General features: G+C 60.4%; 23 protein-coding genes. 12 read left to right on the top strand and 11 right to left on the bottom strand.

Features of this window, described 5'->3' with window-relative positions; genetic code table 11:
• Positions 1 to 112: 112 nt before the first annotated feature.
• Positions 113 to 637: a glycine cleavage system transcriptional repressor gene (locus tag L858_RS0112405; RefSeq protein ID WP_022683472.1), complete on the bottom strand. Its 525-nt coding sequence runs from the start codon at positions 635 to 637 to the stop codon at positions 113 to 115.
• A 252-nt stretch (positions 638 to 889) separates the two neighbouring features.
• Here L858_RS0112405 and L858_RS0112410 point away from each other — a divergent pair, with 252 nt between their 5' ends.
• Both L858_RS0112410 and L858_RS0112415 read left to right on the top strand, forming a co-directional pair.
• The gene (locus L858_RS0112410; RefSeq protein WP_022683473.1) at positions 890 to 3,394 is read left to right on the top strand and encodes a TonB-dependent receptor; all 2,505 of its coding nucleotides are present in this window, start codon (positions 890 to 892) and stop codon (positions 3,392 to 3,394) included.
• 121 nt (positions 3,395 to 3,515) lie between these two features.
• Complete coding sequence (locus tag L858_RS0112415; protein WP_022683474.1) at positions 3,516 to 4,622, top strand: Gfo/Idh/MocA family protein; 1,107 nt, start codon at positions 3,516 to 3,518, stop codon at positions 4,620 to 4,622.
• 345 nt (positions 4,623 to 4,967) lie between these two features.
• On the opposite strand, the gene L858_RS0112420 is transcribed toward L858_RS0112415, so the two are convergent.
• A complete protein-coding gene (locus L858_RS0112420; protein WP_152639818.1) occupies positions 4,968 to 6,440 on the bottom strand; it encodes an MFS transporter in 1,473 nt (490 codons plus the stop codon).
• A gap of 372 nt (positions 6,441 to 6,812) precedes the next feature.
• Here L858_RS0112420 and L858_RS21295 point away from each other — a divergent pair, with 372 nt between their 5' ends.
• From L858_RS21295 to L858_RS20035, 8 genes are all read left to right on the top strand, one after another.
• Complete coding sequence (locus tag L858_RS21295) at positions 6,813 to 8,015, top strand: cytochrome P450 (RefSeq protein WP_193742868.1); 1,203 nt, start codon at positions 6,813 to 6,815, stop codon at positions 8,013 to 8,015.
• Positions 8,016 to 8,097: 82 nt separating this feature from the next.
• On the top strand, positions 8,098 to 8,583 hold the full coding sequence (locus tag L858_RS0112435) for a nuclear transport factor 2 family protein (RefSeq protein ID WP_022683478.1): 486 nt from the start codon (positions 8,098 to 8,100) through the stop codon (positions 8,581 to 8,583).
• Between the two features lie 236 nt (positions 8,584 to 8,819).
• Positions 8,820 to 9,737, top strand: coding sequence for an SDR family NAD(P)-dependent oxidoreductase (locus L858_RS21000; RefSeq protein ID WP_022683479.1), 918 nt, complete (start codon positions 8,820 to 8,822; stop codon positions 9,735 to 9,737).
• Entirely contained in the window at positions 9,721 to 10,770 is a 1,050-nt protein-coding gene (locus L858_RS0112445; RefSeq protein WP_028056074.1) for a hypothetical protein, read from the top strand. The genes L858_RS21000 and L858_RS0112445 overlap by 17 nt, the downstream gene beginning before the upstream one ends.
• 40 nt (positions 10,771 to 10,810) lie before the next feature.
• Positions 10,811 to 11,974 carry a sulfotransferase family protein gene (locus L858_RS21300; RefSeq protein ID WP_022683481.1) on the top strand — a complete coding sequence of 388 codons (1,164 nt, stop codon included), beginning with the start codon at positions 10,811 to 10,813 and terminating at the stop codon, positions 11,972 to 11,974.
• A gap of 125 nt (positions 11,975 to 12,099) precedes the next feature.
• On the top strand, positions 12,100 to 12,591 hold the full coding sequence (locus L858_RS0112455; protein ID WP_081643345.1) for a nuclear transport factor 2 family protein: 492 nt from the start codon (positions 12,100 to 12,102) through the stop codon (positions 12,589 to 12,591).
• Between the two features lie 130 nt (positions 12,592 to 12,721).
• Complete coding sequence (locus tag L858_RS0112460) at positions 12,722 to 13,189, top strand: VOC family protein (RefSeq protein WP_022683483.1); 468 nt, start codon at positions 12,722 to 12,724, stop codon at positions 13,187 to 13,189.
• Between the two features lie 451 nt (positions 13,190 to 13,640).
• On the top strand, positions 13,641 to 14,318 hold the full coding sequence (locus L858_RS20035; protein ID WP_022683484.1) for a TetR/AcrR family transcriptional regulator: 678 nt from the start codon (positions 13,641 to 13,643) through the stop codon (positions 14,316 to 14,318).
• A gap of 52 nt (positions 14,319 to 14,370) precedes the next feature.
• Here the strand turns inward: L858_RS20035 and L858_RS20040 are convergent, their stop codons facing one another.
• From L858_RS20040 to L858_RS0112490, 4 genes are all read right to left on the bottom strand, one after another.
• Positions 14,371 to 15,354, bottom strand: a complete 984-nt coding sequence (locus tag L858_RS20040; protein ID WP_022683485.1) for an aldo/keto reductase — start codon at positions 15,352 to 15,354, stop codon at positions 14,371 to 14,373.
• Positions 15,355 to 15,370: 16 nt separating this feature from the next.
• On the bottom strand, positions 15,371 to 17,086 hold the full coding sequence (locus L858_RS0112475) for an FAD-dependent oxidoreductase (protein ID WP_022683486.1): 1,716 nt from the start codon (positions 17,084 to 17,086) through the stop codon (positions 15,371 to 15,373).
• Positions 17,087 to 17,763: 677 nt separating this feature from the next.
• Positions 17,764 to 18,219: a nuclear transport factor 2 family protein gene (locus L858_RS21015; protein ID WP_022683488.1), complete on the bottom strand. Its 456-nt coding sequence runs from the start codon at positions 18,217 to 18,219 to the stop codon at positions 17,764 to 17,766.
• A 40-nt stretch (positions 18,220 to 18,259) separates the two neighbouring features.
• Positions 18,260 to 19,054 carry an SDR family oxidoreductase gene (locus L858_RS0112490; protein WP_022683489.1) on the bottom strand — a complete coding sequence of 265 codons (795 nt, stop codon included), beginning with the start codon at positions 19,052 to 19,054 and terminating at the stop codon, positions 18,260 to 18,262.
• A 472-nt stretch (positions 19,055 to 19,526) separates the two neighbouring features.
• On the opposite strand from L858_RS0112490, the gene L858_RS0112495 reads away from it, so the two are divergent.
• Positions 19,527 to 22,025 carry a TonB-dependent receptor gene (locus L858_RS0112495; protein WP_022683490.1) on the top strand — a complete coding sequence of 833 codons (2,499 nt, stop codon included), beginning with the start codon at positions 19,527 to 19,529 and terminating at the stop codon, positions 22,023 to 22,025.
• 56 nt (positions 22,026 to 22,081) lie between these two features.
• Here the strand turns inward: L858_RS0112495 and L858_RS0112500 are convergent, their stop codons facing one another.
• The 4 genes from L858_RS0112500 to L858_RS0112515 form a co-directional block, all read right to left on the bottom strand.
• Entirely contained in the window at positions 22,082 to 23,422 is a 1,341-nt protein-coding gene (locus tag L858_RS0112500) for a sensor histidine kinase (protein WP_022683491.1), read from the bottom strand.
• Complete coding sequence (locus L858_RS0112505) at positions 23,419 to 24,102, bottom strand: response regulator transcription factor (protein ID WP_022683492.1); 684 nt, start codon at positions 24,100 to 24,102, stop codon at positions 23,419 to 23,421. Before L858_RS0112505 ends, L858_RS0112500 begins: the two co-directional genes overlap by 4 nt.
• Before the next feature lie 192 nt (positions 24,103 to 24,294).
• Entirely contained in the window at positions 24,295 to 24,510 is a 216-nt protein-coding gene (locus tag L858_RS22275; RefSeq protein ID WP_022683493.1) for a hypothetical protein, read from the bottom strand.
• 137 nt (positions 24,511 to 24,647) lie between these two features.
• The gene (locus tag L858_RS0112515) at positions 24,648 to 25,010 is read right to left on the bottom strand and encodes a low affinity iron permease family protein (protein WP_022683494.1); all 363 of its coding nucleotides are present in this window, start codon (positions 25,008 to 25,010) and stop codon (positions 24,648 to 24,650) included.
• Between the two features lie 322 nt (positions 25,011 to 25,332).
• Between L858_RS0112515 and L858_RS21305 the strand changes: the two genes are divergently transcribed.
• Positions 25,333 to 25,590 carry a hypothetical protein gene (locus L858_RS21305; RefSeq protein WP_081643347.1) on the top strand — a complete coding sequence of 86 codons (258 nt, stop codon included), beginning with the start codon at positions 25,333 to 25,335 and terminating at the stop codon, positions 25,588 to 25,590.
• Between the two features lie 74 nt (positions 25,591 to 25,664).
• On the opposite strand, the gene L858_RS0112525 is transcribed toward L858_RS21305, so the two are convergent.
• Positions 25,665 to 26,561, bottom strand: a complete 897-nt coding sequence (locus L858_RS0112525; RefSeq protein ID WP_022683496.1) for a dienelactone hydrolase family protein — start codon at positions 26,559 to 26,561, stop codon at positions 25,665 to 25,667.
• Positions 26,562 to 26,572: the final 11 nt, after the last annotated feature.

A 26,572-nucleotide genomic window follows, 5' to 3' on the forward strand; every position in this document is an offset into this window, starting at 1 on the left:
CCTGGATCGCAAACAGGGGGAATCCGCTTCAATCGAACGCTGCTACTGCCGGGACCTCATTCACGCTCATGAACGGCCGGTAGGGGTGTGTGGCGGCTGCAGCCCCGGATTGTCAGCTCGGCGCGGGCTCGACATCGAAATCGACCATCACCTCTCCCGATATGTCTTCCAGAGCCTGGCGCACCTCATCGGTGGAGAGAGTAGCGGGAACCAGTATTTTTGCGCGTGCCCGGAACAATGGCACACCTGACCATGCGCCGCCTTCGACCGCAGTGAAGAAGTCTTCGATGTTAACGTCGAGCCTTGCGAGCACTGTGGTCACTTCCCGGACGATCCCGGGTCGATCCTGCCCGACGATTTCTATCGTCAACGGCTCGCCGCTGCGCTCGTCCACTTTAGCGGATAGGATGATATCAACCTTGAGACCAATCGCATCAATGCTGCGAGCCGCCTGCTCAAGCTCTTCAAGCCGTTCTTCGGGCAGTTCGACCAACACCGATCCGACATATTTCCCGCCGAGCCGCGTAAGGTGGCTTTCCAACCAGTTGCCGCCCGCGCCGTATACCGCATCGGCGATCGCTTGCGTAAGACCTGACCGGTCGCTGCCGACCACCGTCAGAATTACCGTTTGATCCATGCTTCACCTTCCCGCGTCATGCTCGTCAATACACGCAGATAGTGTATTTTGGACGATTTGAAGAGGGTTTGCCTAAGAAGCAGCTGGTCAGCACCATTTGGACGGCGTCGGCCGGATTATTCGCCGTATAAAACAGGGATTGACTTTTCCAGCCATTCTAGCGCAAGTCGCTACATAAGTCACATAGAAGGGCTGCACATCGCGCGACCGAGCACTTGCAGAGGCGAGGCGCCACGAGGGAGGAGCATAGGCATGATGCGCATTACACTCTATTCAACTGTGGCATGGGCGACGCTAGTACCGGCCGGCGCATTGGCGCAGCCGGCCGGCGATCAGGCCGTTGCAGCGGCGCGGGGCCAGGATCCGGAAAATACACCACAAGCGGGGGTGAATAGCTTCACGGACGTGATCATCGTCACTGCGCGCAAGCGCGCCGAGGCAGTGACCGACGTCCCGATCGCCATTACGGCGCTTGGCTCCGAAAGACTGGCAGAAGCGAACATCAAGGACGCATACGGCCTTCAGTCCGCTGTGCCAAATTTGACGGTGTCATCGTCGTCCAATTCAGCGGCAGCCGTAGCAACCTTTTCGCTGCGCGGCCAGTTGCAGGAGAGTTCAGGGGCTTCATTCGACCAGCCGATCGGGGTTTATTATGACGGCGTTGCTGTGCCCCGCGCCATTGCGTTCAGCCCCGCGTTGATCGATCTCGACCGCGTGGAGGTGCTGCGCGGGCCGCAGGGCACGCTGTATGGCCGCAATACCACCGGTGGCGCGGTATCGGTCTATTCCCGCACGCCAAATCTTGATCAGTTCAGTGGCTTCGTCAGCGGCGAGTACGGCCGGTTCAACACTTGGAAGCTGACAGGGGCGGTGAACGTTCCCATCGTGCCGGAAGCGCTTGCCGGGCGCATCACCGCCAGCTACGGCGATAGCGATGGTTTTGGCCGCAGCGCGGTCGAGCGGCTCGGGCAACTCAAGCAGCAATATTATCGGGGCAAGCTGCGGTTCGACAATGGCGGTCCGTTCAAGGCCTCGCTCATGGTGGATTACGCCAGGATCGAAGGCACGAACAATCCAACGTCAATGCTAAACCTGGTCGGATTGAGCGGCAATCTTCCCGGGCAGGCGTCGGCAGCAACCATCTCGACCGCGGCGGCGGTACAGATCGGTGCACTCAGCCCGGCGGATCTCGCGACCACCGCCACCGGCAACCCCACAGGCGCCACCCCAGCGCAGATCGCCGCCGCAAGGACGCGTATCGCGGCGGCCCTCCCGCTGGGCCTGGCCGCCATTCGGCAGGGCCTTCTGCCCGGCCGTCCTACAGGGGGAACTTTCACTGGCGGCTTTTGGGATAACAACACCACCCTGCGCCAGCCCTTGAGTGCCGACCGCCTGGGCGGTGCGCTGAATCTTTCCCTTGATATCACCGACCAACTGTCAGTGACTTCGATATCGGGTTATCAGAAGGCCAATCGTGACGCTATAACTGAACTCGATGGCACTGCTATCAGCATCCTTGAGAACGAAAAGGCCGCGCAAAGCACTGAGTTCAAGAGTCAGGAACTCCAGCTCGCCTATGCCGGCAGTCGGCTCAACGTCATCGTCGGAGGCTACTACAGCGTTGAGGAGGGCGATGACGATTCGATCTCGCGGAGCCTCAATGCGATCAACGCCGTTACGAACAGCAACATAATCGATTACCGCTACGTGACTTGGGGCGTTTTCGGGCAGGCTGACTACGAACTTGCCGACAACCTCAAGGTGACCGCCGGCATCCGCTATTCGAAGGAGCGCAAGCGGGCCAACCTTCAGAATTCCCGCACTAATCGCAACACCGGGGTGGTCTCTTGCCGCCTTGCCGCGAGTTTCAACCAGGTTCCGGCGCCGGGCTGCTCGGCGACCGTCGAGGGCAAGTTCGACGATATCTCGTGGCTCGCGAGTCTAGACTACAAGCCGATCGAGCCCTTGCTGCTCTACGTCAAGGCGGCGCGCGGCTTCCGCGGCGGCGGCGTAAACTTCCGCGCGACGAACGCCAACGAAGCAGCGCCGTTCGCACCCGAACTCGTCAACGAGTATGAAGCCGGCGCCAAATTTGTCAGCGAGGGCCGGGCTGTGCAGCTCAACCTTGCAGTATTCTACGACAAGTACAAAGATATCCAGCGCAATTCGATCGTCGCCGTTACCAACCCCGATGGCTCGACGGCAGTTGCCACCGCTGTGACCAATGCTGCGGCGGCGACGATCTGGGGGATCGAGGCCGACTTCATCTTGCGCCCCTCCGACCGTTGGGAATTCAGCGGTCAGCTTGGCTATCTCAACGCGGGGTACGATGATTATCTGGTCGTCAATCAGGCGAATCCCACCGGCCCACGCCTTGACGTTTCCGACACGCCGTTCGCCGTTCCCGAGATCACGCTCGGTGTTGCCGCCAAATATACATTGCCGACCCAGTTCGGCAGCGCCTTCGCCCGCATCAGCTATGACATGATCTCCGACCGGGTCCTCACTGACCAGGCAGTCGACCGCAGGTCCGCCACGCAGGATGGGTATGGCCTGCTCGGCGGCCGCTTGCAGCTAAACTTCGAAGCTTTGGACGCGAATATCGCGTTGTTCGGCACCAACCTGCTGAACCAGAAATACTACATCAACGCCTTCTCGGTTGATTCCGCTTCCTCCGCGCTGGGCTTCACCCTCGGCTATCCCGGCACGCCGCGGACGTACGGAATTTCGTTCACCAAGCGCTTCGGGAACGATTGAGGGGCGGGTGAGCCGTGGCGGCCGCGGTAGGGCCGCCACGGCAACTGCGGCCGGCCGGACGCTCGCTTCGGCGGCATGGGAACGGCGAGCGCGGTTGACCGCATTGCAAGAGGAGTGAAGAATGGCGATGAAGATGGGCCTCGTCGGTTTAGGCGCGTTTGCGAAAGGTACGATCATCCCGGCCACGCATATGACGCCGGAGGTGGAACTGGCCGCCGTTTACGATGAAGTCCCAGAAGCGATAGCTGACGTCGCCGCCACGTTGCCCGAGGGGGTTGTCTGCGCGTCGGCCTCGGAACTGATCCAGCGGCGCGACCTTGACCTGGTCTATGTCGCCACGCGGCCTCCCGGGCATAAGGAACTGGTGGAGCAGGTGATCGCGGCGAAGCGCAACATCGTGTGCGAAAAGCCCTTTACTACGAACAGTTCGGACGCGCGTTACCTTGCGGACCTAGCGGCCAAGGCCGGACTGGTGAACGTGATCGACCACGAGATGCGCTATTCGTCGATATATCTCGAGATGAAAGAGCGCATCTCGGCTGGGTATATCGGCCAGCCCGTCGTCGCGTCGACGACAGTGATCTCGGATTATGCGAGGAACCCGCTGTTCACGTCGGCCTATTACTGGGGCACTGGATCAATGCGCTCTGGCGCGGGCGGCATCCTTCATGCTTATCTGAATCATTTCATCGATCTCTACGTCTACTTGCTCGGCGGGATCGAGCCGCGCGGCGGTTATGCCGCGACGATGCTCAAGGAGAAGCCCGAACGCATCGACACGGTCGGCGCCGACGGCGTGCGAGTTTTCAGCGAAGGACCCAAGAAGGCCGTCGATGCGGACGACTCCATCGTGCTGAGCGGGCGGCTGCCGAACGGCGCTCCGGCATCGATTGTCGCGACCTGGTCCGTGCCGGTCTCAACGGGATCGAACTGGCTGATCCAGGGCGATGAGGGGGTGTTGGTCTACCAGTCAGGCGATGAAATCACCGGCCTCTGGAACGGGAAGATCCAGGGCGCGCGCGCCGGTGAAAGCCTGAGCACAATTCCCACCCCTCCCGAGATTGTCCCCAGCGACGGGATGGCCCGCTATATGAGCTCGCTCGTTGCCGCGGAACTTGTCGATGCGGCGCAGGCAATTGATGGCGGAATTGGCAGGTTCGCGACTTTCGCCTCGGAATGCGGCGTTTGGGACGCGCTTGATGGCTGGGATGTGCAGACCGGCGGCTGAACCTAGCTCGTGTCGACAAAGTGGCTTCCCAAACCGGCTGATCATCGCTTCAAAGCTGCCCATCGCGGGGAGCGGCAGTGCGCCTGGTGATCTGACGGGCGGGGAATGGGGGCTCGAGACGCTGCGGCCTGCCGAGCGGGGCGCAAGTTCGCGGGCTGCCCACGACAATCGGTGATTTCCCAATGGGACGATTCATGTGCTGCGTGCCGGGTGCCGTAGCGCGAAATGCCGACAGGGGTATGACGGTGACGCTGAGCGTGCAGACCTACTGATGCTCGCCTTCCTTCCAATCCTCCCGACCGAGGCTACGGGCGCCAGGCGATTGCCTGCCATTGCAGCGAAACATTATTTCGCAAGCGAGCCGGTGGCACCCTTTTCAACAAAGACGGTTTCCTTGGACCTGGCCGGCAAAGTAAAGGCAGACAAGGTCGCGCATATGTTGAGGACAATGATGACTAAGAATGTCAGCTCGAACGCGGCCGCCGAGGGATAGAGTGCCTTGCTGGCTGGGTCCAGGACGACGTCGGTCGCCAGCAAGATGGTTATCAACATGGCGCCGATTCCGACAAAGAGGCTCCGGACGACCGTTAGCATGCCCGAAATCTCGCTGGTGCGATCCTTCGGCACCGCCTGAGCCAGGATTGTCGGGGCGACCGCGAACAGCATCGCGGCGCCAAATGAAATGATACACAGCGCGATGATCGCGGCCTCCACCGTATCGTGCACGCAATAAGCGAAAATCCAGCCCGCAGTCGACACCGCACCACCGACCAACATCGCGTTTCGCCCTCCGCCCCGACCCGTCAACCAGCCACTGAGGGGGCTTGCAAACGTCCCCAGCAAACTCGAGGGCAGTTTTGCCAGCCCGGCAACAAATGCCGTGGCGCCGAGGCCAATGCCGGTCCAAGCCGGCGTCTGTAGCAGAATGGAAAATACCAACACGCCTTGCATCGACCCGAGCGCAGCCAGCGCGGTCACGAGGTTCGCTCCGACCACGTGGGGAATGGTGAATTGGCGTATGTCCAGCAACGGATTGGGGTCCTTCAAACTGCGCCAGCCCCAATAGGCAAGCAGCACCGCCCCCATCCCGAAGGCCATTAATCCAACAGGATAGTCCAGACCCTTTTTCGTGATCGAGCTAACATAGTAGAGGACCAGCATCGTTCCCGGCGCGAACAGGACGCCGGAAAGCCAGTCGATCCCCCGAGACGAGCCTCCGTGCGGCGAACGCGGCACGCAGGCGAGGACCCCAACGATCGTCGCTGAGCAGAACAACGCGCTCGCCATAAAGACGCCGTGCCAGCTGTAGTTGTCCACGATCCAGCCACCGAGGACCAGTCCCGCCGCATTGCCGAGCGACGCCCCTGAGATCATCAGGCCGACGGACATCGGTACATGCTGTGGCGGCACGTCTTCACGCACAATGCCAATACACAGCGGAAGAATCGCGGTAGTGATACCCTGGAGAATGCGACCGGCCAGCAACCAGGCAAAGCTTGGAGCCACGGCACTGACGATAGAGCCCACCAAGCCGGTTACCAGAACAATGATGAGAATGCGCCTGCGGCCGAACAGGTCGCCAAGTCGTCCAACGACGGCTGCTGCCGCCGCGCCGACGATGAGATAGGCTGTGATTAGCCAGCCGATCTTGGCCGGGTCACCGAAATCCTCGATGAGATAGCGCATCGCCGCGATCACCATCGTCGATTCGAAAGAGCCGGTCATCTCGGCAAGCCACAAAGTGATGAGAAACCCTGTGTAGCGCTTTAGACCGTGCCAGCCATCCTGTCCGGGAGTGACAAATTCCGCATCACTCACAGCGTAGATCCGTGATCTGATCCAAAGTTGGCTGCAAAGACTTTCTCCCACAGGCGATCTTCGAATTGCCCCCGCACGGCCGCGCCCGCGCGGGGGTCGCTCCCGGTTTAAAAGCACGGAAAAGATTTTCAAGCAGCATTTTATTTGCTTGTTGATTTTTGCTCCGGAACCCGTAAGCCAGTCAAGGGCGCTCAACGAATCAATGCGAATGGCGCAGCCTTCTATGGCTTTGAGCCTGATGAATCAGCGGTGCTAGTGCCCGGTGAGTAATGACCGCAGCGGATCCGCCCCGATTGCGATCGCATGTGGCGAGATGGGCGCGACCACCGCGCTGCCCGTGAAAAGTGAATGGGAGAGGTATGGGAGAAGGTAATGGGTGAAGTGGAAAGTGCAGAACGGTTTATACCGCCTCTCGTGACTTCAGGCGACCTACCGGATGTAGTCGTCGATATCGACAAGAGCTATTACCAGCATCTTGACGAGCTTCGTGAAAAATATCCAGCGGTCCGTCTCCCCCGCCGTGACTCGGAAATATATGTTTTCCTGCGCGCGGAAGAGGCTCGCTTCGTTCTGTCCGACTTCGAACATTTTACGAACAGAAAAGACGAGGACGACCCATACATCGAAGACAATTTGCTCCCCTCGTCGATGGACCCTCCCGAACACACCAAGTACCGTAATGTTCTTCAGCCATTCTTCACGCCGCGCGCAGTGCGCGAACTTGAAGATGGGATGAAAGCGTTGGCAAACCGGCTGATCGACGGGTTCGTCGCTGACGGAAGCTGTGAGTTCATCGAGGCTTTCGGAAAGCCCTACCCCTGTCTGATCTTTTGCCAATTGCTTGATTTGCCGCTGGAAGACGTGCCGTACCTGGTCGAACATGAGGCATTGGTCTGGACGCCACCGGCGGAAGATCCCGACAGGAGCCTCAACCGCAGGGGCATGGAAGTTCTGCGGAACTATCTCTACGATCAAATCAAACAGCGTCGCGTCAAGCCGCGGAATGGGCTTTTCGATGCTATGCTTGACGCCGAAGTCGATGACCGCAAGCTCACCGATTACGAGATCGTGATGATGGCCTTGCTGCTTTGCCTCGGAGGATTTCATACCACGAAAGGTGCGCTGTCGAGGCAATTCATCCATCTTGCCCGGCATCCCGAGGATCGTCGCCATCTGCGCGAGAACCCGGAGCTGTTCCCAAGGTTCGTCGAGGAAATGATCCGGATCTACTCGATGGGTGAGACTTTCCGGATCGTGAAGAAGGACTTTGTACTGGGCGGAGTCGAGCTCAAGAAGGGCATGTTGGTTTCCGCGCACAAGCCTGCGGCGAACCGCGATCCGCGCCTGTTCGAGAATTCCAAGAAGATCGACCTGTCTCGTCCCTCTAGGCATGTCGGATTTGGTGCCGGCCCGCACATGTGCCTGGGCTTGCACGTTGCGCGGACCGACATGCGCATAGCGCTCCAGGAATGGCACAAGCGCATCCCCGACTATCGGATGCCCGATGGCTTCGTGGTCCAGGAACAGCTTTTCGCTGGCGTGGGTCCTTTGGAAGTTCCCCTCATCTGGCGATGAGCCAATGTCACAATGGTAGGCGAACTATTCACCCGGCGGTGAATGCGCACGAGCCAACGTCCTTATAAGTGGAGAGAGAACCTTGAACGCCAAGTATGAACATATGGTCAATCTCGTCCGGCAGCATGCCGCGATGGAGCGCGCGGGCGACTTGGAAGCGGTCTTGGCCACTCTAGTGCCCAACCCGATATACACGCTTTGGAACGGCATGCGGGTGGAAGGCATGGAAGCGATCCGCGAGATGTACACGCAACAACTGGCGCGCCGCACTCCGGTGAAGGTGGAAGACATGGCGCCGCTCCATGTGGGGTGGTCGCTCAATCCTTCGCCGGGCAACGTCATCCGTGGCATGTGGGTGAATGACGATGCAGTCATGATCGACTCGCTCATCCCACATGTGGGACCTGACGGAACCATGAAGGAATATGCGTGCGCCGCGGTCTTCCCGTTCGAGAACGATCTGATCACGGGGGAGCACGTCACCACGGTGCCCGAATTTTCTGCCATTCTCGATGAAGAGATCGAGGACTGGAGTCGTGTCATCGCGGTCAACAAAGCCAAGGCTTAGCCTTATAGGCGGGGAAGCCGCCGCAAATCGCGGCGCTTTGAGCGTCAGCGGGCAGGCTACCGGCTGTGCCCGCGCGCTCCCTCATATCCCGCACGATATGAAGGAACAGCCGTGACGAGCGAGCCGGAGCGCGTCGACGTCCAGGGCAGATTTGCATGGCACATGCGTCTCGAGAAGGAACAGATGCTGCATAACCTTGGAATGAGCGCGCGACCTTCTGTTGGGAGTAGGCAGACTTGAAACGGCTGGAGGGGCGCATTGCGCTGATAACTGGTGGCGGGAGCGGGATCGGCCTGGCGTTCGCCCACGCGCTTGGCCGCGAGGGAATGCAAATCGCGTTGGCGGGCCGCCGACTTGCGCCCCTAGAAGTAGCCGCCGCGGAGTTGCGCGAGCACGGGATCAGGGCGCTGCCACTGGAGCTTGATGTCGTCGACCTTTCAGCGTGGCAGGAAGCGCTTCGCAAGGTCGAACGGGACCTCGGGGATGTCGCTCTCCTCTGCAACAACGCTGCGGTGGGCGATAGTGAACTCGTTCGCGATGCGGACCCGAATTGGTGGCTCTACGTCATGAAGACCAACGTAATGGGACCCTTCAATGGCATCCGCACGATACTGCCCCGAATGCTGGAACGGGGGGAGGAATCCCACATCCTCAATGTGTCATCCACGTCTGCGTACAGGGCCAACGCCGGGATGTCGGCTTACTGCGCCTCCAAGGCTGCCGTCGTGGGACTAAGCAATGCCCTCCGTCAGGAGCTGCAGAGCACGAACGTAGGTCTTTCGTTGATCGTGCCCAGCCTCACCAATACCGAATTTTCCGAGAACACGCGCCGTACCAGAGAAGCCGTGACCGGAGCGGCTCCGCCCCTCGACGCACAGATTCGGGACATCTTCAAACAAGGCATGGGGCCTGAGAATGTCGCAGCGCAGATGCTGAAGGCCGTGTTGGACGATAAATATTACGTGTTCACGCATGGCAAAAGTCTCGAAGTCATCGAAGGTCAGTGCCAGGAGCTGCTGGCGGCTTTTGACCACACTGACGATGCTGACTTTGGCGGCGACTATGCAGCCATCGAGCGCGCCGTGAAGACAAGATTGCACAGCGACGACTCCGCAAACGATCAAGGCAAAGTAGAGGATGACCATGGAAGCTGAGAACGATTTCTCGAGTGGCCTGCCTGCGCAATGTGATTACGCTTTGCCTCAAGCGCATTCCAATCCGCTCGTCTATGAGACCTTCAACACCTTCATCTACGATGGCGAGCGCAACATCGGGCTGAATCCGAACCTGATCCATGTCCGCGGCGGAGAAGCCCGGGAACGCTCGGCGATTCTGCTGGGTGATGGTCGCCAATATTTCTCGATGTCGACAGGGCGGTATACGGACCCTCGAGCGCCTGGTGATGATACCTATGTCTACCGCTGCCTAGAGCCGTTCAAACGGTGGAGGTACAGCTGGAACGGCATGGCTGAACTGGCGTCGTTCCAGGATCAGTCCCAGGGTCATGTTTCTCACGGCGGAGAACAAGCCAGGGTTTCTGTCGAGCTTGTAGCTGAGGCGGTGAGTGAAGCCTGGGTTATGCCCCTTTCAACCGGACCTGCATTTCAGTTGGGCGAGCCGGAATTTGAAGGGGATAGCTATCTTGGTAAATACGAGCAGCTCCTTCGTGCCGACGGGCGGGTGTCCGTCAATGACGAAAGCTGGGAATTTTCCGGCTCAGGCGTCCGGGGACATGTGCGTGGTGCGCGCGACACCGCCGGAATGGCATTCCACAGCTGGATATGCGGCATATTTCCCAGCGGGCGGGGCTTTAATCTCAAGCAACTGCACGATGAGGCCGGTAATCCTTACTTCAGCCAAGCCTATCTGCTCGACGGCCATAAGGCTGTCCGCGCGAAGATCCTTCAAACGCCCGACCTCGTCCGTGTGCCGCAGCAGCCTGAGTATGAAGTGGTGCTGCAAACCCCGGCCGAAACAGCGCGCATTCGCGGGTTTAACAAGCTCACCTCGTGGGTGCCAATCGGCGAATGGGGAGGGATCTTCAAGACTCCGGACCACGCGGCCTACGGAATTTTCGGCAACGGCTATGGTCTGGTGCAAGAGGCTAGGATGATCATGTCCCAGGGGTTCGCCCGCTTCGAGTGGGATGGCGAAGAGGGCTATGGGATGTGCGAACTGTCCGGTTGATCATGCTGGGCGGCAAGCATGTTGATTGGAGAGAGAAGTAATGGATCTGACGGCAGAAATATTGATGGGACAGGCGGAGAAGGCCACCGACCTTCATGACTGGGGACCAGATTTATCCTTCCGCATCGGCCTTGACATATTAGTACAAGATTTCACTCGCATCGATCGTTCCGATGTGGTTGTCGAGCAGTTTCGAAACCAGCTGGTCCAGCTGCTTGCCACGCGTCTCCGTCTGGTGGATGATCAAGTGCGACACCCCGAAATCCTGGATGTCGTTATCGACGCGCCAGTCGTGGGTGTCGGGCTTGCGCGAACCGGCACCACGATATTGCTTGACCTGCTGGCCCTCGATCCGGCTGCGCGGGCCCCCAGGCAATGGGAAGCCGCCTTTCCGTGCCCTCCCACCGAAGCAGGCTCGTTCCATACCGATCCGCGCATCGCGCGCATGCAGGGCGAACTCGATCAGCTGCTTGCGGCAATTCCTGAAGTCCGGGCCATGCATCCCTGGGGGGCGGAGCTTCCGGCTCCTTGTCTTCAGCTGTTCAATCTACACTTCGCCAGCACGAACTTCATGGCCTCCTATAAGGTGCCAGGCTATGTTGATTGGCTCGCCAGCAACGCTCAGGAGGGGGTGTATCGCACGCACAAGCGCCTTCTGCAGCAGTTCGGTTGGCGAGGCCCCAGGGGGCGATGGACTCTGACGGAGCCAATGCACCAGCTCAACCTGGATCTGCTCCTTGAGGCCTATCCCAACGCTATGCTCGTTCAGACTCATCGCGATCCGATGCGGACGATTCCGTCGACGGCAAGCTTGATATACACGCTGCTCAGCGGGCGAGATCCCAGCGTGAGCCGTGAGGAGGTCGGGCAGCTTGTCCAGAAGATGTTTGGCGCGCATCTTGAACGCAGTCTGGCCGCACGAGAGCGGGATCCAGTGCTTGACGCGCGTATCGTGGACGTCGCCTACCGAGATACAGTGAGAGACCCGGTGAGCGTCGTGCGTCGGATCCACGACGCTTTCAATCTCCCCTTCGTTGACGAGCATGCGGAAAGAATTCGCCGGCATCTCGCAGAGAGTCCGCAGCACAAGCACGGACGCCATGTATATAAAGCGGAGGATTATGGAATCACTGAGGCCAGCCTGAAAAGTTACATTCCGGCGCGGTACAGTGAACGCTTCAGCCAACTATTCGAAGAGGACTAGGCGTTTGTAGATAAGTTCAGAGCGGATGAGGCATTATTTTCAATGATGGGGTGGCCGCGTACCAACGGGATCGGACCCGTCGGTCCATCAACCGCCCGGCTACCAAAATAACTGGGAGACATGCGATGTCTGGTATGATGGCGCCACAACAGTATCACTTAAATCTTCTGGATGAGCTGTCTTGCCGACGACTTCATCAGATATACCAGGTCGCGGAGATAACGCGCGATCTTGACCTCTTCATGTCGATCTGGACTGAGGATGCGCGCTACGGCAATCTTCAGGGAAAGGCCGCTATCCGGAATGCGGCTGCCGGATTCTTCAAGGACATGGAATCCATCACCGACTTGCGGATCAGTCCCGCAGCCTGTCATATCGAGGTGAAGGGCGATACTGCAGAAGGCAAATTCTTCCAGGTGGCCCAACTCAAGATCCCTCAGCGCGACGGTACGACGAGCATCCAGCACTGGGATGGCAGCTATCACGCGGAGTTCGTCCGAAACCCCGACGGCTGGCTCTTGTCTCGGCTGTGCGGTATCAAGAACCCGGATCTGTTCCATGACACCGATATCCAGGCGCAACTGAAATATGAGGAACTGCATTTCACTCTGGATTGAGCTGAACGCGCTGATCGGTGCTTGTCTGCACCTCTCCTGAAGTGATCGGGCGCAGTTTACGATCCACCTTCATTACGGCTTGCGAGGCAGCAGACGGACAGGCGCTGGAAACTAGGTACTGGAGACGCGAATGAGCACCAATTACTTCCATATCGGAATCCTTGTCGCCGACCTGGATGCGGCGATCCCCAAGTTCAGCAAATTATTTGGCGTGGTGTTCAACCCTCCCAGCGTGATGCGAGCGCCGATTGAATGGCATGGGCAGAAACTGGACATGGATATAAGAGTGACCTACTCGAAGGAACCTCCCTACATCGAGCTCATCGAAGGTCAGAGCGAAGGGTATTACGCGATCTCACAAGGTGAAGGAATTCATCACATAGGGCTGTGGGTGCCTGAATATGGCACCGTCGAATGGAATGAGCGCTTCGGCGACATGGAAATCGAATCTCTCCTGTTTTCGCCGACGGGGGTGGGAAACGCAAAGACCAGCCCTGGATGCCTCTGTGGTGTACGCCTGGAACTTGTGGATGAAGGCTCGCGCGCGGCGCTGGAGCGTTGGGTCAACGGCGGGGCTTCCAGCCTAGCTGTCGAATAGTTGCCCTTGGGAGCGGTGAACATGCGTCAACGGAAGGTGGCGCTGACCCGGCCTGTCAGGCTTTTCGGGGTGTCCGCCGCGCCTAATTTTTCGCAAGCGCTTTCAGCCGTGCTTCGATCAAGGGGATGTCGGGCTTGCGCTGGGATCATGGCCGTCGCCCAGAGTCACCAACGCCCGCTCATGATATTCATGCTGGGGATCGCCGAGCGGTTGCCTCGCCCTGAACGGTGGTGGCGAGGTCGCTCGGAGTGGCAGAGCCGAGCTGATCGCAGGAGGACGAGCCGTGAGACATGCTACCGAAGTTTTCGTCGGAACGGACGTGGCAATAGCGCGGAATGCGGTTGCGGACGGCGGGCGCGAAAAATTCAGCAAAGGACGCGGTAACGCGAGGTTGACTTTCGCGGTGACGCGGTCTCTGTAGCCGAAAATGATCGTTCCGGAGACTTATTAGGTGGGCATCGCTGGCGAAAGCAGACCAGGCAAGGGGGAGATCGCACGCGAACGCATCAAGGGGGAGGCGCGCCGTCTCTTCGCGCAATATGGCATCGACACGGTCACGATCAGGGACATCGCCAAAGCCGCAGGTCAGCGCAACGGAGGATCGGTCAACTATTACTTCCGATGCAAAGAGGATCTCGTACTGGAGGTGTTGAACGACGCGGCACGCGAACTCGACACCATCCGGGGACGGCAACTGGATGCGTTGGAGGAGTCGAATAATCCCATCACCCTCCGCGCGATCATGACAATCCTCGTCCTGGTCGATGGCTTTGAAAGTGATGAGCAGATGCGCCTGTTCACAATGCTTCAGATCTACCGCCGGGACTCCATGCACAGCGAAATCCCTGGCAAGTGGGATCAGGCCTACCAGCGTTGCGTCGCTTATCTGCGCGGCCTCATTCCCGATTATCCCGAAAAACTGTTCAAACAGCGCCTTTATTTTCTCATCCCCTACATATGGACATTCATGGCGACCCGGGAAGGCGGGTCTGGGCAGGCGAAATTCTGGCAGGAGTTCTGGGCCGACCCGTCCACGCTCGAAAATTTTCTGGATACCGCCGAAGCCATGCTCCTATATCCTCCCTCAGCGGCCGCGCTGTCCGCACTGGGGCCGCAACAGGCGTCATGATCGAGTTCAGATCGGACAGGACGACCAACTTCTTGCCATCATTCCTGCCGTTTCAGCGCGGGTTTGTAAGTGCATGACCGCCTTCCATTTCGGCGCAGGTGCCGTCCAGCGCCGCAATGTCGTCATCTGTCAGGTCGATGTCGCACGCCTTGATCAACTGTTGTAGCTGCCCTACGCTGGTGGCGCTCGCAATTGGCGCGGTGATGCCTGGCTTCGTCAGCAGCCAGGCGAGCGCGATCTGCGCGGGCACGGCGTCATGCCGGGCTGCGACCGCATCCAGCACGTCCAAAAGGCGCTGTCCTTGCGTGTCGAGATATTTGCCAACCAGCTCGCCCCGCATGCCGGGTCGAAGATCAGCAGCCGAGCGGTACTTGCCGGTCAGGAAGCCGCTTGCCAGCGCGAAGAAGGGGATCACGCCCAAATCCTGCTCGACAGCCAGCGCCTGCATGTCGGACTCATAGTCGCGCCGATCATACAGATTATACAATGGCTGCACGGCTTCGAACCGGGGAAGCCCAATCCGGTCGGCAATCGCAAGCGCCTCTCGTACGCGGCCGGCACTCATATTCGACGCGCCGACCGCACGCACCTTGCCGGCGCGGATCAGCTCCGCAAAAGCATCCAGCGTTTCGGCCAAGGGCGTCTTCGGATCGTCGCAATGAGCCAAGTAGAGGTCGATGTGAGTCGTCCGCAAGCGGGCGAGCGAGGCGTCGATCGCTTCCATGATGTACGCGCGCGACAGGCCCTTCTTTCCCCGCGCCATCGGCAGGCCGACCTTGGTGGCCAACATCACCCGCTCGCGTCGCCCGCCGCCCAGCGCGAACCATTCGCCCAGGACGCGCTCCGACGTACCCACGCCCTCGTCCGTCCAAGGCGCGTAGACGTCGGCTGTGTCGATCGCCGAAAAGCCCGCGTCCAGAAATTCGTCGAGCACACGAAAGGATGTCGGCCGGTCCATCGTCCAGCCTAGAACATTACCCCCGAACATCAGCGGCGCGAAGCGGAGGCCCGATCGACCCAAGGTGCGAATTTCCATCCCTTGACTCACGGCGTCACGCCCATTGGGGTTCCCCAGCGGCCGCGGCCTCGCGCGCAGCGATGAAACCGAAGGTCATCGCCGGCCCGATGGTGGAGCCGGCGCCGGGATAGGCTCCGCCGAAGATCGTGGCCGCGTCATTGCCCGCAGCGAACAAGCCGGGTATCGGCCTGTCGCCGGTATCGAGCACACGCGCCTTGCCATCGGTGCGCAATCCGGCCAGCGTACCGATGTCCCCCGCGTGAATGCGCACCGCATAGAAAGGCCCTGTTTCCAGGGGAGCAAGCGTCGGGTTGGGCGTGAACCGGCAATCGCCCATGGATCGGCTATAGCGCGTGCCACCACGGCCGAATAGAGTATCCTTCCCGGCCCGCGCGTCGCTGTTGAAACGCTCCACCGTCGCTTCCAGCGCCTCTGCATCGATCCCGGCTCCCTTCGCCAGATCGCGGATAGTTTTCCCACGCATCAGATAGCTGCTGCGCAAATGAGGGCCCATCGGCACAGGCGCGGGCCTCACAAAGCCCAATCCGTAATCACGGATCGCACGATGATCCGCGATCAGGAAACCTTCGGCCGGCATGCCGGGTCGACGCGCCGTTAGCAGCCCCTCGCAATAATCCTGCCAAGGCACCGATTCATTGACGAAGCGCCGCCCTTCAGGCGTTACGGCAATAACGCCCGGCATAGACGCCATGAAGGAGTGCGGCACGCTGCGCGTCAGTCCACCCGGCTTGGGCAGGCGCGAAATCGGCATCCAGGCGCCATTGTTTGCGACTGTGATGATCTGCCCCCCGACTTGTTCTGCCAGCCTTAGACCATCACCGGTGTTCGTGCGCGGCGCGAGCGAAAAATGCTGGTCTTCGTTCGCCGGATGCGGATAGAGCGCGGCGCGCCGCGCAAGATCCCAGGGGAACCCTCCTGACGCCAGCACCACGCCCCTTCGAGCACTAATTTGTCGCTCGTCCTCGGACGTGCCGATCCTGATGCCGGCAACTGCTCCGTCACGCTCGATCAACCCGACCGCTGGCGTGTCATAGAGGATGGTGACGCCTTCTTGCATGGCAGCCGCAGCAAGCTGAGCCACAAGCGAATTGCCGTTCACCGCCTCCATGGCGCGGCCATATCGCAGCATTTCATAGCCGTGCTTCACCAGCCACTTCGCCACGAACAAGGCGGATTTCGTCGACCGGGTCACATTCAGGAAGTGCAAGAGGTCATTGCCCATGTCGATCGGCACCCCCATGAACCCGGTTTCCGGGAGCGGCGGGCGCAGCCGCTTGTGCGCATTGCCCAATATGCCTGCATGGACAGGAGCGGGAAACAAGGACCGGCCACTCTTGACGGCTCCGGGCAGTTCGCTGTGAAAGTCCGATCGGACCTCGGCAAGCAGCAGCTTCAGCCCCGCCTGCTCCATGAAAAAACGGAGCATCTGCGGTCCGGCATCCAGATAGGCGTCGACGCGCTCAGAATCAAAGTGATTGCCGGCCAGCGCTACAACATATCGGCGCGCCTCCTCAGCTGAGTCTTTCATCCCTGCCGCGCGCGCTAAATGGTTGTTGGGAATCCAGAGGAACCCGCCCGCAAAGGCGGTCGTCCCGCCGAAATAGCGCGATTTTTCAACGACGATTACATCAAGGCCTGCCTTGGCAGCTGTAACCGCCGCGGCAAGCCCGCCCGCACCAGAGCCGACCACGACAAGGTCGCAAATCCCATCCCCTCGGATGCCCGTCATACGCTCCCTTCCTCATGCATAGGTGCCTCGCATCGAAAGCACTTCTCGCTACTGATCCGGCCTCGACGCATCGAAACCGTCCGCAGACCGCAAGATTTGTGCTATCGGCCCGCTCGCGCAACCCATTTCGATCGAAATCTACGCATCGATAATGTGAAGCGTCGCTGTGAACGGAAGCGGCCCTCCTGACCCATCACTAATGAGTGATTCAGTCATCAGATGATGTGCATGACGGTAAGGCGGCAAGCGCATAGCTTCAGGCCGATAAACACCTCGAAGAACCGCCGGTTTAGCAGCGACCTCCAGCCGCGAGGGTGGTCAGGCCTTTTGCGGGACTCGGTGATTCGGTAGTATTTTTCGCTGTTTGCCTTCACGCGGGCACAGTATTCGCCGCGAGCTACGCAAGCCTAGGGATTTGAGGGCAGATTGGCGATGCAGATGGTGCGCAGGAAGCGGATATGCGATGCTTCTGCGGCGCGCGCGTTCGACCACCGAGCGAGCCGCTGAGCGCTTGGCATCGGCGCGCGCGGTGCGCTCGGAGCGTTGCACGGCGGTGTGGCTTTCGCTGATGGTCTACGGATCTGGTCGGGCGGCCGATAAGGATTGATAAGACGATGCAACAAGTAGCAGGCACACATCACTGCCAGCATCGCCAGTATGTGTCATTGGCGACCGACTCACGTTAGGCCGCCCATGCCCGCGGCTACCATCGAAAGCGATGCAATGCGCCACCCCTCCTTGGTTCGACGGTAGCGACAGACGTAGGTGCCTGCGCCCACCAGATAGGCTCCATCTGCTTTCTTGAGGAATAGGGTTACCTTCCAGTTGCCGTGCGCCTCGTCGCCTTCGATCACTGGGTCAGCCTGCGCGAGCAAATGGACAGCCATCGCCAGACCGCTGCCCGACAGCCCGGCAGCGATGGCCTCACGACCCTCGAACCGCCCCATAGCTGCCGACTCCCACACGGCGTCTTCCGTAAAAAGCGCGGCCAAAGCATTCGGATCACCTCCCGCCGCGCCCCAGCCCTTATCGCCATAATGAGCGTAGAGAATCTGAAGCCTGTGCAATTCGGCACGGTCTTCCAGCCGCGCCAGACGCTCCTCAATGGTAAGGTCCGCTGTTCCGTCGCGCATGAAATCTCCTTTCGCTGGCATCAAACATCTGCCGCAGCCTTCAGTAGAGCGCCTTCACCTGGCCGCCGTCCACGACGATGAATTGGCCGGTCACATAGCTGGCGCGGGCCGAACAGAGGAAAGTGATGACGGCAGCGATCTCTTCGGGACGTCCCAGGCGCCCCACCGGAATTTCTTCGCGCCGCTCGGCCTCGCGTTCGTCCCAGTCGCGGCCATTTTCGGCCACCATGCGCTTCATCTGCTCGTAATAGCGGTCAGTCGCAAAGCCGCCCGTGCCGATCGTATTGATCGTAATGCCGAATTTGGCGATCTCGTCCGACACGCTCTTGTTGAGCGAAAGCGCAGCGACGCGGGTTACGTTGGCGGTGACCAGCGGCAGTTCCTTGTGGGGTTCCTTCGACGCGACCGAATTGATGAGGACAATGCGGCCCCATTTCTTGTCCCGCATCGCCGGGGTGAAGGTGCGTAACAGATGGACCTGGCTCATCACGATGCCGTCATAGGCGGTCAGGAAATCTTCGTCTTTCGTATTATCCCATCGGCCATGCGTCGGGCCATATACATTGCCCACTACGATGTCCGGGTCGCCATAGGCCGCACTCGCCACCTCCTGTACTTGAAGAATTCCCTCTTTTGTCGACATATCGGCATAAGCAGCAACGGCTTCGCCCCCTTCATCCCGGATTTTTGCGACCGTCTGGTCGACCGCTTCCTTGCCTCGCGCTGAGACCACCACCCGGCAACCCTCTCGCGCCAGATCTTCGGACACCGCGCGTCCCATTCCCTTGCTACCGCCGCCAGAGATGGCGATCTTGCCCTTGATGCCGAAATCCATACCGCCCTCTCCCTTCGCTGTTGTCTGATTTTCGCATTTTTGGTCGGCGTGTCAATCATTGTATAATTTACTGCTTCATGCCCCTTCTGAAGCGAACTTTTCGCGGAGAGTAACCATCGGTGGCACGACATTCCCCGATCGCTCGGCCGGTCCTTCGGCGCATCAGAGCCGCGCAGTTGCCGTAATATAAGTTCGAGTTGTTACCCATGGCAACGGGTGTAAAGTCCTGTTCCAACATCGCGAAAATACAAACATCGGCCGATATATCTTAGGAATGTTCCGAACCAATCGGAGCGGACCATCAGTAGTTCTTAAGTTATTATAAGAATTCTTACCGAAAACAAAAAATGACGCGAAAATGAAAAAATAACTACTGTCAATGTGACAATGATTGTCACAAAAATGTTGTGATGAGTGCCTAGTGGCCGGCCCCGCAAAACATCCACTTGATGGATCCGAAAAGGGATTACACATGATGCGCTCTTCCACTACCCTGCTGCGCGCGCCGGCTGCCGCCCTGCTGCTGGCATCGGGTTCGATGCCCGCGCTCGCCAGTGCCGCTTTTGATGAACAGCCGGCCGCCGCGCCCGCCGCCGATGCAGCTGACAGCGAAGGCATGGATGCGATCGTCGTCACCGCCACCAAGCGCGAAACCAATTTGCAGGAAACGCCGATTTCCATGGCCGTGGTCGACACGCAGGCGCTGGAGGATCGCCATGTGCAGAGCATGTACGACTTTGCCGATGGCGCGGTTCCCTCGCTGCGGGTCGCGACCTTTGAGGCTCGCCAGTCCGCTCTGACCATCGGTATTCGCGGCATCGTGCCGCTCGACGCCAATCAGCCCGCCCGTGAGCAGGGGGTCGGCATCTATGTCGATGGCGTCTATATGGGCCGTCAGCATGGCCTGAACGCCGCGCTGTTCGACATCGAGCGGGTCGAGGTGCTGAAAGGTCCGCAGGGCACGCTGTTCGGCCGCAATACCGAAGGCGGCGCGCTCAGCATCGTGAGCAAGGCCCCGACCGGCGAATGGGGCGGCCGCATCGAAGCGGGCGCGGGCAATTATGGCAGCCGCTCCGCCGACGTCCACCTCGACCTGCCCAAGGTCGCGGGCTTCAGCGTCAAGCTGGACGGCGTGATCCAGCATCAGGACGAAACCACCCGCAACCCGCTCGCGGGTCAGGCCGGCTGGAACTATTACAACCGCAAGGGCCTGCGCGCCGCCGTCCGCTGGCAGCCGACCAGCACCATCACCAACGACTTCGCATATGACGTTGCAAAGGACGAGAACACGCCCTTTTACAGCCAGCTGCTGAACTTCAACCCCAATGGCTGCGTCGCGGGCACCCAGGCCGTTTCGCCCAACTGCAAGCTGCCCGGCACGAACTACACCACGTTGACCGGCACCGTCCGCAATCCGCTGCCCGGCGTGGTCATCAATGGCGACACCCGCATGGGCGTGGCGGACATCGGCGTGCCGCAGCAGGTGAGCGTCGACAAGACCCATGGCTTCACCAACACGTTGAAGTGGAATCTGGGCGACGCGTTCGAACTGCGCTCGATCACCGCATGGCGCGGCGTCGATGCCACCCAGTGGGACAATTCGGGTGGCGCTCACCGTCCGCCGGTCGTCAACCTGACCACCGCCTGCACCCTAACGGCTCCCTGCGCGTTCAGCCGCTACAGCCTTGCCGACCTGCGCCAGCGCCAGTTCAGCCAGGAGTTCCAGGCTGTTGGCACCGTCGGCAGCATCGACTATGTCGCAGGCCTGTTCTACTTCAACGAACATGTGAGCGACGACGCGGCGACGCCCAGCTCCCGGGGCGTGGCGCTGGTCGGCGGCGTGCCCACCTATGTCAACATTCCCTTCTGCACCGCATCCACGCCGCTGTTCGTCGGCACGGCCGTCAATGGCTGCTCGATCGACCGCGCGTCAGAAGTCTGGTCAAAGAGCTACGCCGCCTATGGTCAGCTGACCTGGAACGCTACCGACGCGCTGCATATCACGGTCGGCGGCCGCTACACGCATGACGAGAAGAAGGGCGTGCTCCATTTCTCGCGCAACGTGAATTACGACGCCAACCCGCCGGCCGCCAGCGTCGGTTACAAGCCGCTGGACGCGAGCTGGAACCGCTTCAACCCGATGGCGACGATCGCCTACGACGTCAGCAACGACCTGCACGTCTATGCCAAATATGCGACCGGCTATCGCGCAGGCGGAGCCAGCTCGCGCACGTCCAACTATCAGGCGTTCGATCCTGAAGATGTGAAGTCCTACGAAGTCGGGCTGAAGTCGGACTTCTGGAATGGCCGCGCCCGCTTCAACCTGGCCGGTTACATCATGGACCGCAAGGACAGCCAGGTGGACATCAGCTCCATCCAGTTCGTCGGCGCGACAAGCTTCAACAATCTGGTCACGATCAATGCGCCGGGCACCACCAAGATCCGCGGGATCGAGGCGGACCTGACGCTGAACCCGGTCGAAGGGCTGACGCTGAACGCCAGCTATGCCTATACCTATACGAAGATCCCGCCGGTGTTCATCGCAGCCACGGGTGTCTATCAGAACTTCTACATCGTGTTCACGCCGCGCAATGCCGCCAGCGGGTCGATCGACTATGCACTGCCGATCGGCGGCAACGACACGAAGCTGAAGTTCCACTTCGACGGCAATTATTCGCAGGCAACGCAGGCCTTCGACCAGTTCGCGACGAAGAATGACAGCTCGCTGATCTTCAATGGCCGCATCTCTCTGGCGGATATCGGCACCGGTAACGGCCACAGCCTGACGCTCAGCCTCTGGGGCCGCAACCTCTTCAACGAGCAGCATGTCTTCCGTCGCGACCCGTCGAACAGCCTGCCGGCCGCACCGACGACCAGCACCACCACCGGCAGCATCGCCAACGTGCTGGGCGACTATGGCAACTTCAACGCGCCGCGCACCTACGGTATCGAAGCGAGCGTGAAGTTCTGATCCGCCCGACCCGGTGAAGAAAAACGGCGCGCCGCTCCCGTGCGGCGCGCCAATTTTCATGCGGTCGGCAGCAGCACCGTCACCTCGAGGCCGGGCTGTGCGTCGCCCAGCTCGATCGATCCGCCATGCAGCCGCACGATGGACGCGACCAGCGGCAGACCGAAGCCATGCCCCTTCACCTCGCTTCCGCGGGATAATCGACCGAAGCGATCCAGCGCCCGCTCGCGGTCGACCGGCGCGATACCGGGACCGTTGTCCGCCACGATCAACGCCGCCCGACCCGGTTGCGCGACCGAAAGGCTGAGGCGGATTTCGCTACCCGATGGCGTGTGGCGGACCGCATTTTCCAGAAGATTGATGACCATCTGAGAGAGGAGTTGAGTGTCGCCCCGGACAAAGATGGGCTGCAGGGGCGCCACCGACAAATGATGCCCGCTATCCTCGACCACGACTTCCAGCGCCTCAGCGCAATCGGCGACCAGGTCGGCGAGGTTTAGGACCGCGAAATTTTCCCGCCGCGCTCCACTATCGATCTCGGCCATGCGCAGCAGCGCGGAAAAGAGGCTGAGCAAGCTGTCGGCCTGTGCTTGCGCTTCCTCGATCCTGTCGCGCACGGGGAGCGCTCGCGGATCATGGGCGATGAGGGTCAGATGATTGCGCAGGCGTGCAAGCGGCGTGCGCAATTCGTGCGCCACGCCATTGGTGACGTTCTGCACCTCCGTCATCAGATCGCCGATGCGGTCCAGCATGCGGTTGAAGGCGTGCGCCTGCTGTCCAAAGGCGGTGTGTGGCCCGCTTCCTGGCACGCGCTGCGACAGGTCGCCTTCGACAATGGCGTCCACGGTCCGGCGCATCTCGATTATCCGCTGCCTGATGATCAGCGTGAACGTCGTCGCGGCCGCCAGCGCCACCAGGATGATCGAGCCGAAGCCGAATATATAGATGCGCTTGCGGGCAGCGTTGTAATTGTCGAACGGCTCCGTCTCGGCGATCACCGCCAGCCGCAGGCCGCCGCCCAGATCGCGGACCAGCACGCGGCCGTGGGAAAGGCCCTTGATCTCGTCGGCCGGATCGACCTGCGACAGGCCGAGGGGCAGGGGTCGCGACACGCGCACATTGCCCGCGATCTGCCGCCCTCGCTCCAGCAGGATCAGGCCAAGGTCGCCAGTGTCGCGATCGCGTGCGGCCGCCATGATGCGCCTGCCGATCCGGCCCGCCGACAGCTGTTCTCCCTCGGGCGCCAGCACTTCGCTCGTGCTCGTGATGCGCTGCACGACCATATGGTCGATCGTCTTCAGCGTCGCGAAATAGATGCCGAACGCCGTCGCCAGCGTGGCGAAAAGGAAGAAGAACAGGAAGGCGAGCGTCAGCGCCCGCAAGGATCGGAAGAAAATCACCCCCGGATCATATAGCCAAGCCCACGAATGGTCACGACGGGATCGTCGCCGCCAAATTCCATCAACTTTATCCGCAGACGGCGGATATAGGCTTCCACCAAATTGGTCGCCGGTTCGAAATCATAGTTCCACACCCGCTCCAGCAACATGGCGCGGGTCACGGGCGTGCCGGCGTGGCGGACGAGTTCGGCCAGCACCTTGAACTCGGTCTTTTGCAGCCGCAGCGCCTTGCCATCCCGCCAGGCGCTGTGCCGCGCGGGGCTGACCACCAGATCGCCCACGCGCAATGTCTCGTCGGCCCTGTTGTCCGTCCATCCCCGCGCCCGTACCAGGGCCTGGAGCCGGGCGTTGAGTTCGGCTGGATCCACAGGCTTCACGACATAATCATCTGCGCCGCTTTCCAGTCCCTCCACCTTCTGCCGGGATTGGCCGAGCGCCGTCATCATGATGACCGGAGTCAGGATATTATGTTGGCGCAAGCTTTTAAGCAGGGTCACGCCATCGATCATCGGCAATATGCGGTCCAGAATGACCGCGTCGAAATGCGTTGTCGCTATCATCTGATTTGCGCGGCGGCCGTCGCCTATGATCGTATAACGATGTCCGAACAGGCTGAGCTGCTCGCCCAGCTGGGTCGCCAGTTCTTCATCATCTTCGACGATCAGGAGGCTCAGAGACAATGTTCGGTTCCGGACAGATGCTTCACTTCCGGAGGATATGACGATCAGGTTGCAACTTGATGACAGTTGGACGGGACCCCAAGGAGGCGATGATCGAGGGTGCCTTGTCCGCCTGTGCCCTGGACCCGCAAGCCCCGCGACGCGACCTCGATCGGGGTCGGCGCACTGACGAGGAGGCTTGCATGGTCGAGATTATTTGCGGAGCAACTCTATGGTCCCCGTATGGGTGCTTCCGATCTCATAGGGCAGAAACAGGATCAGCGAATCTGGCGCGATAATGGTCCCCTGACTTTTTGCGAGCGACTTCAGATGCTCGAAGACCTCTGGTTCGATGCGCCAACTGAGGCGTCCTCGGTCGTCTGCCAACGCCTTTGAAAATTCGGTATGGAAATCCTGGAGAAATTGCATCGGCCATTCTGCTCAGCTTTGGATCGCTGCGGCATTTTCCAACTTTACGGAATCCCGTCTACAATCTGGATCAAAGGTTGGAGGGAATGCATCGATGCGGACTTCGCGAGCCTTCTCGGTGAACGCCTGCCAGCTGCTTAGTCGTCCAGTCCTGCTCGTTCGACGCCTTCTTCCACAACCGCCCGCATCCGTTCGATTTCGGCCTCGCTGCGGTTTTCCAGCCCGATGAGCGCATTGCGGGCGTCATGGTTCACCTTGATCAACTCGTCCAGCTTCGCCTGAAGCGCGGCGCCGTCCCGATTTTGAGAGGCCTGCAAGATCGGCAGCAGGAGAAGGGTCACGATGCTCAGTGCAAGGTTCGCGCCTCCCAGAAAATGCTCGTCACCTGACACATAGGCGAGGATGCCGAGCACTGAGATGACCATGCAGGTTATCAACATGGGCGGCTGGCCGGTAAATCGGGCACATCCTGTGGCGACCCTGTTGAACCAGTCCCTCATAGCCTAGCATTCCACTTGCCGCGCCGGAGTCAGCACCTCATCCATGCCACGGCCTCCTTCATAAGACGGCAACGGGCGGCACTCGATGTTGTTCCTCGCAGCCGCCCCTGCTGCTCGCCAGTAGCGGCGCAGCATCGGTGAGGATCGCCAGATCGCGGCGGGGCTAAGTCGCCTCACCCTGCCCGTCGCGCTGGTGAGGCGAAAGCATCAACATCAATGCCAGCTATGGGAGGCTCAACCCGATATCTTACAAACGGTTAATGAAACCGATGCCTTTCCTGAGCCGTTACTTGCCCATGCTGACAGATGTCGAGGTAAGATTATGCGTACCACTGCCTTCAACGACGCCGGAAAGGAATTCCGTTTAGCTTACATCCCCCTTTATCGGGATGACGAAGCAAATCACTGCGCCGGTTGCGGGAGGCAGCAATGGATCATTGGGCGCATGACGGCCGAATGCGGCTTTTGCGGGACTGCGCTGCCGCTCGAAAAATTCAGCACCTGGAGCACCTCACCGCGTATAGAATGCCGGGGCTCTCAGGCGGATGAACTGCCGGAATATCTGCGGCCCGTTTCCTGAAAAAGCGAAAGACGAGCCTAGAGGGCTTGGGCCCGCTTCGCGAACGCGGGCCTGGCGGAAGCGGTGCGCGCCGGTCAGGTGAGGGTGCGCTTGAACAGGGCGAGGGTACGGCTCCAGGCGAGAGCGGCTGCCGCCTTGTCGAACCGCGGTGTGATGTCGTTGTTGAAGCCGTGCTCGGCGCCTTCGTAGATATAGACGGTGTAGCGTTTGCCGGCCTGCTTCAGCGCCTCCTCATAGGGCGGCCAGCCCGCATTCGTGCGCGCGTCATTGCCAGCGAAGTGGAGCAGCAGTTCGGCGTTGATCTTCGGCACGTCGGAAAGCGGCGGGGCACTGCCATAGAAGGGCACGGCTGCGCGCAACTCGGGCAGGCGCGTCGCCAGCAGATTGGCGACGCCGCCGCCGAAGCAGAAGCCGGTCGCGCCGAGCTTTCCATCACCGCCGTCGATCGTCAGGGCGTGGCGGGCGGCAGCGACGAAATCCTCGCCGATCTTGTTGCGGTCGAGCGTCGCGAATAGTGCGCGCGCCTTGTCCTCATCTCCGGGATAACCGCCAAGAGTGGTGAGCGCATCCGGCGCGACGGCGATGAAGCCATCGACGGCGAGGCGGCGGGCGATATCCTGGATATGCGGGTTGAGCCCGCGATTTTCATGCGCGACGATGATGACCGGCAGCTGCTTCTTCGCTTTTGCAGGCCGGGCGACATAGGCCCGAATGGTACCATTGCCCTGTCGCGTGGGGATATCGACCCATGTGGTCGCGACCCGTCGATCCTCCGGCGCGATGACCTGGCCGAGTGCGAAATTCGGGCTGAGGGCGGTCAGCATTGCGGTGGCTGCGGCAAGGCTGCCGGCATGGACAGCGCATTGGCGAAGGAAGCCGCGACGGTCGAGGCCGCCATGCACATAGGCGTCGAACAGGTCGAGCACCTCGCGGCTAAAATCCGTGCTGACGGGTCGGTCGGTCGCGGTCATAGGATCATTCT

It is taken from the genome of Sphingobium bisphenolivorans (genome assembly GCF_000412635.1).
In the GTDB taxonomy this organism is placed as follows: domain Bacteria; phylum Pseudomonadota; class Alphaproteobacteria; order Sphingomonadales; family Sphingomonadaceae; genus Sphingobium; species Sphingobium bisphenolivorans.

What these genes read in the sequence shown, in the direction of transcription:
- L858_RS0112415 (WP_022683474.1), top strand. Translation starts at nt 3,516, where the DNA reads ATGGCGATGAAGATGGGCCTCGTCGGTTTAGGCGCGTTTGCGAAAGGT.
- L858_RS21305 (WP_081643347.1), top strand. Translation starts at nt 25,333, where the DNA reads ATGCGTACCACTGCCTTCAACGACGCCGGAAAGGAATTCCGTTTAGCT.
- L858_RS20040 (WP_022683485.1), bottom strand. Translation starts at nt 15,354, where the DNA reads ATGGAAATTCGCACCTTGGGTCGATCGGGCCTCCGCTTCGCGCCGCTG.
- L858_RS0112460 (WP_022683483.1), top strand. Translation starts at nt 12,722, where the DNA reads ATGAGCACCAATTACTTCCATATCGGAATCCTTGTCGCCGACCTGGAT.
- L858_RS0112410 (WP_022683473.1), top strand. Translation starts at nt 890, where the DNA reads ATGATGCGCATTACACTCTATTCAACTGTGGCATGGGCGACGCTAGTA.
- L858_RS0112475 (WP_022683486.1), bottom strand. Translation starts at nt 17,086, where the DNA reads ATGACGGGCATCCGAGGGGATGGGATTTGCGACCTTGTCGTGGTCGGC.
- L858_RS0112525 (WP_022683496.1), bottom strand. Translation starts at nt 26,561, where the DNA reads ATGACCGCGACCGACCGACCCGTCAGCACGGATTTTAGCCGCGAGGTG.
- L858_RS0112405 (WP_022683472.1), bottom strand. Translation starts at nt 637, where the DNA reads ATGGATCAAACGGTAATTCTGACGGTGGTCGGCAGCGACCGGTCAGGT.
- L858_RS21015 (WP_022683488.1), bottom strand. Translation starts at nt 18,219, where the DNA reads ATGCGCGACGGAACAGCGGACCTTACCATTGAGGAGCGTCTGGCGCGG.
- L858_RS21300 (WP_022683481.1), top strand. Translation starts at nt 10,811, where the DNA reads ATGGATCTGACGGCAGAAATATTGATGGGACAGGCGGAGAAGGCCACC.
- L858_RS0112490 (WP_022683489.1), bottom strand. Translation starts at nt 19,054, where the DNA reads ATGGATTTCGGCATCAAGGGCAAGATCGCCATCTCTGGCGGCGGTAGC.
- L858_RS0112455 (WP_081643345.1), top strand. Translation starts at nt 12,100, where the DNA reads ATGTCTGGTATGATGGCGCCACAACAGTATCACTTAAATCTTCTGGAT.
- L858_RS0112495 (WP_022683490.1), top strand. Translation starts at nt 19,527, where the DNA reads ATGATGCGCTCTTCCACTACCCTGCTGCGCGCGCCGGCTGCCGCCCTG.
- L858_RS0112515 (WP_022683494.1), bottom strand. Translation starts at nt 25,010, where the DNA reads ATGAGGGACTGGTTCAACAGGGTCGCCACAGGATGTGCCCGATTTACC.
- L858_RS21295 (WP_193742868.1), top strand. Translation starts at nt 6,813, where the DNA reads ATGGGTGAAGTGGAAAGTGCAGAACGGTTTATACCGCCTCTCGTGACT.
- L858_RS22275 (WP_022683493.1), bottom strand. Translation starts at nt 24,510, where the DNA reads ATGCAATTTCTCCAGGATTTCCATACCGAATTTTCAAAGGCGTTGGCA.
- L858_RS0112445 (WP_028056074.1), top strand. Translation starts at nt 9,721, where the DNA reads ATGACCATGGAAGCTGAGAACGATTTCTCGAGTGGCCTGCCTGCGCAA.